The sequence below is a fragment of the Micromonospora sp. WMMB482 genome (assembly GCF_019038635.1).
Classification (GTDB): Bacteria; Actinomycetota; Actinomycetes; order Mycobacteriales; family Micromonosporaceae; genus Micromonospora; species Micromonospora marina.
In genome coordinates this window covers 1-7,922 of record NZ_JAHOPD010000002.1, presented here as the reverse complement: position 1 = coordinate 7,922, position 7,922 = coordinate 1, and the positions used below count along the sequence as shown (strand labels likewise).

Genomic DNA, 7,922 nt, shown 5'->3' with positions numbered 1-7,922 from the left:
TGTCGCGCCGGCTGAGTTCGTGGACTTCGCGAGATCGTGGACATGCCCCGGATCTCCGCGCCGACCGCGGCGCTCGCCGAGCTGATCGCGAGACCGGCACGGTACGCGCGACCGCGTACACGGATTGGTCGCCTGATCCTCGGGCTGGAGAATGTGCTCTACGCCACGGAGAACGCGGTCGAGGACGAGGACCCGTGATCGACCCGGACGGCTGCTCCTGGATCGCCGAGGGCGTGGAGAAGTTCGTCGCGCGGCACCGGCCGTACGGCGAGGCGGTCACGTTCGAGTCTGTGAGCGACGTGCTGCGCGCGCTGCTCGGCGACGGGCGACTGGCCGAGCAGCAGCTCCGCTGGCTGGACAGCCGGCTCGACCGGCTGCGCGACGAGAACGGCGATCCGCCGCAGTGGAACTTCACCTGCGCCGAGCTGAGCGTGCTCGCGGCCTTCTACCGGCGCTGCGCGGAGCGGGGCTTCGCGGTCTACGCCGACGCCTGACCGGCCGGGCCGGGCCCCTGCGCGCCCGTCGTGGTGGCCCGGTTGGCGGCCGCGATCACCTCGGTCAGCGCCGTGTGCAGGTGCCGCAGGTCGGCCAGCGGCAGGCCGAGGCGCTGCACGATGGCCGGCGGGATCCGCTCGGCCTGCGCCCGCAGCGCCTGCCCCTCGGCGGTGAGTGAGACGGCCAGGCTGCGCTCGTCGGCAGCGTCGCGTTCCCGCCGGATGTAGCCGGCCGCCTCCAGCCGCTTGAGCAGCGGGGACAGCGTGCCGGGGTCGAGCTGGAGCAGCCGGCTCAGATCCCGCCCGGACAGCGGCGCGTGCTGCCAGAGCGCCAGCATGACCAGGTATTGCGGGTGGGTGAGCCCCATCGGCTCCAGCAACGGCCGGTAGACCGCGACGACGCTCCGGGCCGCGACGGAGAGCGCGAAGCAGACCTGCTGCTCCAGCGCCAGCGGATCCTCCTCGATGCCGTCGGTCACCGGCGTCCTCCTCCTCGTCGTCGTTGCGATCCTAGCAATGATTGGTGTACCAATGGTTTGCACACGAAACAGGGAGACGGCGGGATGAGCGACGACGAGCAGGTGGGCGACGCCTCCGGCAAGGGTGGCCGCCTGTTGGGCTGGGTGTTCCGCAACCTCGCCGGCCCCTCCCAGGTGCAGGGCGCGGTGCAGGGCGGCTCGCAGCTGGCCCGCGAGGCCTGGAAGCAGGATCTGGAGCGCCGCAAGCAGTGGAGCCGCGAGCAGCGCGAACTCAAGCGCGCCCGGCGGGAGGCCCGGCGTTCGGGCGGTGTCGGTCAGCCGTAGGTGTCGCGGGGGCCGCGCCCGCGTACCCGCCGGGGACCGCGCGACCACGACGGCGCCGCCGGGCCGTGGATGTGCAGCTTGCGCACCACGTTGTGGCCGACCTCGCTGGCGATCTGCTTGAGCAGCGAACCCGCCAGCAGGCGCAACTGCGTCGCCCAGGCCGTCGAACGCGCCTCCACCGTCAGCTCGCCGTCCTCCAGCTTGACCGGGCGGCTGTGCTGGGCGACTTCCGGGCCGACCACCTTCTCCCAGGCGCCGAACACGGTCGCCTCAGCCGCCGGCTGCTGCCAGCCGCGCGCCTTCACCAGCTTGTCCAGCACCGCGCCGAGCGGCTGCGGGTCGCGCGGGTCCGGCCCCGGGCCGGAGTAGCCGCGCAGCCGCTTCTCGCCGTCGCCGCGGACCGCGCCACGCCGGCGCGGGGCCGCCGCCTGACGCCGGGCCTTCGCCGCGTCGAGCACCGCCCGCGCCAGCTCCGGCCCGGTCGCGCCCTCCGGCAGGTTCGCGGCCGGCTCGCCGTCCGCGGGCTTCCCGGGGTACGCGCGTCGCGCCCCGGCCCGAGCCGCGCGGGCGGGAGCTGCACCTCGTCATCCGGCACGTCGCACCGTCCCCTCGCCCACCGCGTACCGGGTGCCGCGCAGCGTCGCCGGCACGTCGTCGTCCACGGCGCAGGTGACGAGGAGCTGACTCGCGCCGCCGACCAGCTCGGCCAGCCGTTCCCGCCGGCCGGTGTCCAGCTCGGCGAAGACGTCGTCGAGCACCAGCACCGGCTCGATCCCGTCGGCGCGCAGCAGGTCGTACCCGGCCAGCCGCAACGCGAGCGCGTAGGACCAGGACTCGCCGTGGCTGGCGTACCCCTTGGCGGGCAGCGGGCCGAGCGTCAGTGCCAGGTCGTCGCGGTGCGGGCCGACGAGTGTGGTGCCGCGCTCGATCTCGGCGGCGCGGTTCGCGGTCAGCGCGGCGGCGAGCGCCTCCGCCAGCGCCGCCCGGTCGGCGCCGGGTTCGGGCAGCTCCACCGAGGGCCGGTACGAAATGCCCGCCGCGCCCCGGCCGGCGGCCACCGCGTCGTACGCCTTGGCCACGTGCGGGGTGAGCGCGGCGACCAGCTCCAGGCGACCGGCAAGCAGGTCCGCGCCGTGCTGCGCCAGATGCGCGTCCCACACCGCCAGCGTCGACAGGTCGCCGCCGCGTGTGCCGCCGGTCTTCCGAGCGAGGTACGAGGTACGCAGCAGCGCGTTGCGTTGCTTGACCACGCGCTCGTAGTCGGCGCGTACCCCGGCGTAGCGGGGCTGGCGGGTGACCAGCAGATCGTCCAGGTAGCGGCGACGTTCGGCCGGGTCGCCACGGACCAGTTCGAGGTCCTCCGGCGCGAACAGCACGAGGCGCAGCGCGCCGAGCACGTCCCGGGCGCGCCGGGCCGGGGACCGGCCGAGCCGGGCCCGGTTGGCCTTGCCCGGGACGATCTCCAGCTCGACCAGCAGTTCCCGGCCCTCGTGCACCACCGCGCAGCGGATCACCGCCGAGGCGGCGCCCATCCGGACCAGCGGGGCGTCCGTGGCGACCCGGTGCGAGTCCAGGGTCGCCACGTAGCCGAGCGCCTCGACCAGGTTGGTCTTGCCGACGCCGTTGGCGCCGACGAGCACGTTCGGACCCGGCTCCAGGTCGACGCCGACGCGCTCGTAGGAGCGGAAGTCGACCAGTTCGAGCCGGCGGACGTACACAGCCTGTGGATACCGGTCAGCGCTTGTGGACGGCGTGGCCGCCGAACTGCTGGCGCAGCGCGGCGACGGCCTTCATCGCGGGCGAGTCGTCCTGCCGGGAGGCGAACCGGGCGAAGAGCGACGCGGTGATGACGTTGAGCGGCACGGCGAGCCGGACCGCCTCGTCCACGGTCCACCGGCCCTCGCCGGTGTCCTCGGTGTAGCCGCTCAGGTCGGCCAGCTCCGGGTCCTCGTCGAGCGCCCGGTCCAGCAGGTCGAGCAGCCACGACCGGACCACGGTGCCCTCACGCCACGACTTGAACACGCCGGGGACGTTCGTCACCAGCTCCGAGGCGGCCAGCAGCTCGTAGCCCTCGGCGTACGCGTGCATCAGGCCGTACTCGATGCCGTTGTGCACCATCTTGGCGTAGTGGCCGGCGCCGACCGGACCGGCGTGCACGAAGCCGAACTCGCCCTCGGGCTTGAGCGCCTCGAAGATCGGCATGAGGCGCCCGACGTGCTCCTGCGCGCCGCCGACCATCAGCGCGTACCCGTTCTGCCGGCCCCAGACGCCGCCGGAGACGCCGACGTCGATGTAGCCGATGCCCTGCTCGTTCAGCCGCTCGGCGCGCGGGGCGTCGTCGCTGAACCGGGAGTTGCCGCCGTCGATGATGATGTCGCCCTCGCCGAGCACACCGGCGAGCTCGTCGATGGTGGCGTCGGTGACGCCGGCCGGAACCATGACCCAGACCGCACGGGGCGACTGGAGCTTCTCGGCGAGCTCGGCCAGGCTTGCGGCGTCGCTGATCTCCGGGTTGTGGTCGTAACCGACCACCTCGTGCCCGGCGGCGCGCAGCCGCTCCCGCATGTTGCCGCCCATGCGGCCGAGTCCTACCAGGCCGAGCTGCATCTGCTCCTACCTCCGTACGTCAGGGTCGTGCTGCCTGCGATCAGCGGGACACGCGGATCGGCATGATGAGGTACCGGTACCCCGGGATGACCTCGCCATCCTCGCCGGCCGGGGAGATGACCGCGGGCTTGAACGCGTCGACGAACCGGAGCAGGGCGTGCTGGGCGCCCAGGTTGGTCAGACCGTCGATGAGGTACTGCGGGTTGAACCCGATGGTCAGCGGCTCGCCGCTGAACGTGGCCTCCATGGCCTCGCTGGCCCGGGCCTCCTCGGTGCCGCCCGCCTCGACCACGAGACCGTCGGCGCTGAAGCTGAGCAGGACCGGGGTGGTGCGCTCGGCGACCAGCGCGACGCGCTTGACCACCTCGATGAGCGCGGCGACGGCGACCCGGGCCTCGGCGTTGTGGTCGGCCGGGAACAGCGAACGCACCGGCGGGTAGTTGGCGCCGTCGAGCAGCCGGCTGGTGGTCCGGCGGGTGCCGCCGGAGAAACCGATCATGCCCTCACCGGCGCCGCCGGAGGACAGCGCCATGGTGACGTGGCCGCCGAGCGGGCCGAGCGCCTTCGCGGTGTCGTGCAGCGTACGGGCCGGCACCAGCGCATTGAGGCTGATCTCCGGGTCGTCCGGGTTCCACTCCATCTCGCGCAGCGCGAGGCGGTAGCGGTCGGTCGCCAGCATGGCCATCGTGCTGCCGCTCAGCTCGATCCGGACGCCGGTCATCATCGGCAGCGTCTCGTCGCGGCCGGCGGCCACTGCCACCTGGGCCACGGCGGAGGCGAAGGCGGCGGCGTCGACGGTGCCGGCGCTCTCCGGCATCTCCGGCAGCGTGGGGTAGTCCTCCACCGGCATGGTGGGCAGCGTGAACCGGGCGCTGCCGCAGACCAGTTCGAGGTGGGCGCCGACGGCGGCGATGTCCACCGGCTTGGCCGGGAGAGCCTTGGTGATCTCGGCGAGCAGGCGGCCGGAGACCAGGGCGGCGCCGTCCGCGTCACCGTGCACCTCGACTGTCACCTGGCTGGAGACCTCGTAGTCGAAGCCGGAGACCTGGAGGTTGCCGTCGGTGACCCGGAGCATCACTCCGGCCAGCACCGGTACGGAGGGCCGGTTGGGCAGGCTCTTGGCGGTCCACGCGACCGCCTCGGCGAGCGCGTCGCGCTCCACTCGGAACTTCATCAATGCCTCCGCGTCGACGTCAGCGACAACTCTCTCATGCCGACCGCTGCCACCCGCCCCGCCCGACCGTGCGGGTACCCATCGCACCTTAAGGCGCTGGGGCATCGGCTGTGCGCCCGACCCCGTGGATCCAGGTGCCGGGGTGACTGCCGACGGCAGTGCTTCGGCCCGATCCACAGGAAGTCCAACGGTGATGATTGGTTTTTGTTGTTTAGAAGAGATAACTCATCGTCTTCATCGCACCTGTGCAAACTGTGGAGAACCAGCGTCCGCGCAGGTCACACACGTTATCTACAGGTGGTTTGGCTGTGGAGAACCAGGGGTAAAACCCGTGTCCCGGTCCACAGCCCTCGCCGGCAGCCGGGTTTTCCACGGCTGTCCACCGGTTGTCCACCGGTAATCCACCGGTTTTTCCCCAGCGCTGTGGACAACGCGGGCCGGGTTGACAGCCGTCATCCCCAGAACCTTCAACAGCTCACCCACAGGCGGACCGCCGGCTGGGGACAACGTGATCGTCGTCCCCAGGCATCCACAGCGTCGTCCCCAGGAGTTGTCCACAGTCTGTGGGTAACCGGCCGGGTGCGATGCGTGGTTGTCCACCGCCTGTGACACAGGGGCTGTGGACAACGGGTACGAGCTGTGGACGAGCACACGACCGATCCTGGGCCCTCCACCGGGTCGAGGGTCAACATTTCCCGCTGTCGGCTACTCGCCACCCGCCCGAGCCCGGCCCGTAGGCCCCGAGATGGTCGCCTCCGTCACGCCGCCCCTCCCGCCGCTCCGCCTGTCTCGCCCCGCCCCACCTCGGTTGATCATGAAGTTGGCGGCATTTGCGTCCGGTTTGTCGCCGCCAACCTCATGATCGACGCGAACGGTCGGGCGGGTGAGGGCGGGATCGTGGCGGTGGGCGGTCGCCGTGACCGCCGATCAGGGCACGCCCGGGGCGGTGACGCTAGGGTCCGGCGAGATCTAGGTCCGCCGAGAGCGCCGGGGGGTGGACTTGGTGCCGTTGTTCGAGGCGACGCCGCTGCCGGTGAGCAGCCGTGTCTCGCCTCGGTGCCGTACTTGTCGATCTTCGTGGCGTCGAGCAGTTCCCGGACCGGGTCGCCGTCCCACCAGATCAGGAAGTTCGCCGACGACGGTTTTGCGCCCACGTTCCGCCCCCGGGTGTCGAGCAGCCCGTTGACCGACCCTGACGACCAGGACTCCGCACCCGGGCTGCGGCCCAGACGTCGGCGGAGACGCCGCGGCCGTTGTCGCCGCTCGCGGTCTGCCAAATGATCTGCCCGGTACGCGCCGTCGGCCGTCCAGGAGCTGGGCTTGCTGCCGTCCTCGTCGACCTTGAACACCTCCAGGCCGGAGTGGGAGGGGTCGAGGTCACGACGTGCAGGGCGTCGCCGTGGCCGTTGCCGGTGGAGTACAGCAGCCGGCCGTTGTCGTCGATCGTGGCGGCGCGTACACGATCTCCTGGCGTCCGTCGTTGTCCACGTCGGCCACGGAGAGCTGGTGGTTGCCCTGGCCGGCGGCTGCGCCGTGCCGGAGGCGTTCGAGTCGAACGTCCAGCGCCTGCGCAGCGTGCCGTCGCGGAAGTCCCACGCCGCGACGACGGCCCGGGTTGTAGTAGCCGCGCGCCATGATCAGCGAGGGGCGCTGCCCGTCCAAATACGCGGTGCCGGCGAGGAACCGGTCGACCCGTTGCCGTACGAGTCCGCCCCAGGACGAGACGGTGCCGCGCGGCGGATCGTAGTCGACGGTGGACAGCGCCGCGCCGGTGCGGCCGTCGAACATGGTCAGGTACTCCGGGCCGGCGAGCACGCGTAGCCGCTGGAGTTGCGGTGGTCGGCCGAGCCGTTCCCGATCACCTGGCCGGTGCCGGAGCGGGTGCCGCGTCGGCAGGTCTTCATGGGCCACCTCGGCGTCCCCGTCGCCGTCGTAGTCGTACACAACTGGAACTGGTGTAGTGGGCCCCGGCGCGGATGTTGCGGCCCGAGGTCGATGCGCCCACAGCCGGGTGCCGGTGAGCGTGTACGCGTCGACGTAGACGTTGCCGGTGTAGCCGGACTGCGAGTTGTCCTTGGCGTTCGACGGATCCCACTTGAGGACGAACTCGTAGCGGCCGTCGCCGTCGAGATCACCGACGCTCGCGTCGTTCGCGGAGTAGCCGTACCCCTCCCCGGCGGGGGTGGTGCCGCCCGGCGGGCGGCTGGATCGGCACGTCCAGCCAGCCGTTGGCGAACTGGAGCGCCGGGGCCGACGCCGCCTGCTCCGCGCCGTTCACCACGGCCCGCACGGTGTACGGCGAGCCGGGCGCCGCGCGCTGTCCAGGTACGTGGTGGCCCCGGTGATCGGACTGCCGTTGACCTTGGTGCCGCCGCGGTAGAGGTTGAACGCCACCCCGTGGTCTCGGTGCCGAGCAGCCGCCAGGAGACCAGGTTCCCGCTGCCGGAGCGGACGCTGACAAGGCCCCGGTCGAGGCCTCCATCTGCTTCGCGCCGGCCGGCGGGTGGTCGGCGGCCGGGCGGTGTGGTGGGCGGGGCGGCGGCGTCGACGGCGGCGGGGTGGTGGACGGCGCGCCGGTGCAGGCGGTGCCGTTGAGCGTGAACGCGGCCGGGACCGGGTTCGACGTGTTGTTCCACGAGCCGTTGAAGCCGAGGTTCGCGGTGCCGCCGGTGCCGATGGCCGCGTTGTAGCCGGCGTGCGGGCGCTGACCTGGGCGCCGGACTGGCTGACAGTCGCGTTCCACGCCTGACGACCTGCTGCGGCCGGCGGCGAAGCTCCAGCCGACGGTCCAGCCGTCGACGCGGTCGCCGAGGTTCGTCACTGTCACGTCGGCGCCGAAGCCGC

7 protein-coding genes and 4 pseudogenes are annotated in these 7,922 nt (G+C 72.2%); 2 read left to right on the top strand and 9 right to left on the bottom strand.

All coding sequences use genetic code 11. From position 1 onward, the window contains the following. Nucleotides 1–494, top strand: a pseudogene (locus tag KSK32_RS00075) (hypothetical protein); the annotation flags it as partial. Here KSK32_RS00075 and KSK32_RS00070 read toward each other — a convergent pair. Next, entirely contained in the window at nucleotides 479–973 is a 495-nt protein-coding gene (locus KSK32_RS00070) for a MarR family winged helix-turn-helix transcriptional regulator (protein WP_216927904.1), read from the bottom strand. The pseudogene KSK32_RS00075 and the gene KSK32_RS00070 sit on opposite strands and share 16 nt — an antisense overlap. Nucleotides 974–1,057: 84 nt before the next feature. Here KSK32_RS00070 and KSK32_RS00065 point away from each other — a divergent pair, with 84 nt between their 5' ends. Next, the gene (locus tag KSK32_RS00065; RefSeq protein WP_216927903.1) at nucleotides 1,058–1,297 is read left to right on the top strand and encodes a hypothetical protein; all 240 of its coding nucleotides are present in this window, start codon (nucleotides 1,058–1,060) and stop codon (nucleotides 1,295–1,297) included. On the opposite strand, the gene KSK32_RS00060 is transcribed toward KSK32_RS00065, so the two are convergent. The 8 genes and pseudogenes from KSK32_RS00060 to KSK32_RS32975 form a co-directional block, all read right to left on the bottom strand. Beyond that, entirely contained in the window at nucleotides 1,288–1,794 is a 507-nt protein-coding gene (locus tag KSK32_RS00060; RefSeq protein ID WP_216927905.1) for a DUF721 domain-containing protein, read from the bottom strand. The two genes, KSK32_RS00065 and KSK32_RS00060, sit on opposite strands and share 10 nt — an antisense overlap. An 87-nt stretch (nucleotides 1,795–1,881) precedes the next feature. Then, the gene (recF, locus tag KSK32_RS00055) at nucleotides 1,882–3,015 is read right to left on the bottom strand and encodes a DNA replication/repair protein RecF (protein WP_216927902.1); all 1,134 of its coding nucleotides are present in this window, start codon (nucleotides 3,013–3,015) and stop codon (nucleotides 1,882–1,884) included. Nucleotides 3,016–3,031: 16 nt separating this feature from the next. Next, nucleotides 3,032–3,904 carry a phosphogluconate dehydrogenase (NAD(+)-dependent, decarboxylating) gene (gene gnd, locus KSK32_RS00050; RefSeq protein WP_216927901.1) on the bottom strand — a complete coding sequence of 291 codons (873 nt, stop codon included), beginning with the start codon at nucleotides 3,902–3,904 and terminating at the stop codon, nucleotides 3,032–3,034. Nucleotides 3,905–3,944: 40 nt separating this feature from the next. After that, a complete protein-coding gene (gene dnaN / locus KSK32_RS00045) occupies nucleotides 3,945–5,078 on the bottom strand; it encodes a DNA polymerase III subunit beta (protein ID WP_216927900.1) in 1,134 nt (377 codons plus the stop codon). 812 nt (nucleotides 5,079–5,890) lie between these two features. Further along, nucleotides 5,891–6,427: a hypothetical protein gene (locus KSK32_RS34785; protein ID WP_374226674.1), complete on the bottom strand. Its 537-nt coding sequence runs from the start codon at nucleotides 6,425–6,427 to the stop codon at nucleotides 5,891–5,893. Nucleotides 6,428–6,522: 95 nt separating this feature from the next. Next, nucleotides 6,523–7,223 (bottom strand): annotated as a pseudogene (locus tag KSK32_RS34420) (rhamnogalacturonan lyase); the annotation flags it as partial. Between the two features lie 287 nt (nucleotides 7,224–7,510). After that, nucleotides 7,511–7,714, bottom strand: a pseudogene (locus KSK32_RS34415) (hypothetical protein); the annotation flags it as partial. Nucleotides 7,715–7,716: 2 nt separating this feature from the next. Continuing rightward, a pseudogene (locus KSK32_RS32975) lies at nucleotides 7,717–7,899 on the bottom strand (cellulose binding domain-containing protein); the annotation flags it as partial. Between the last annotated feature and the right edge of the window lie 23 nt (nucleotides 7,900–7,922).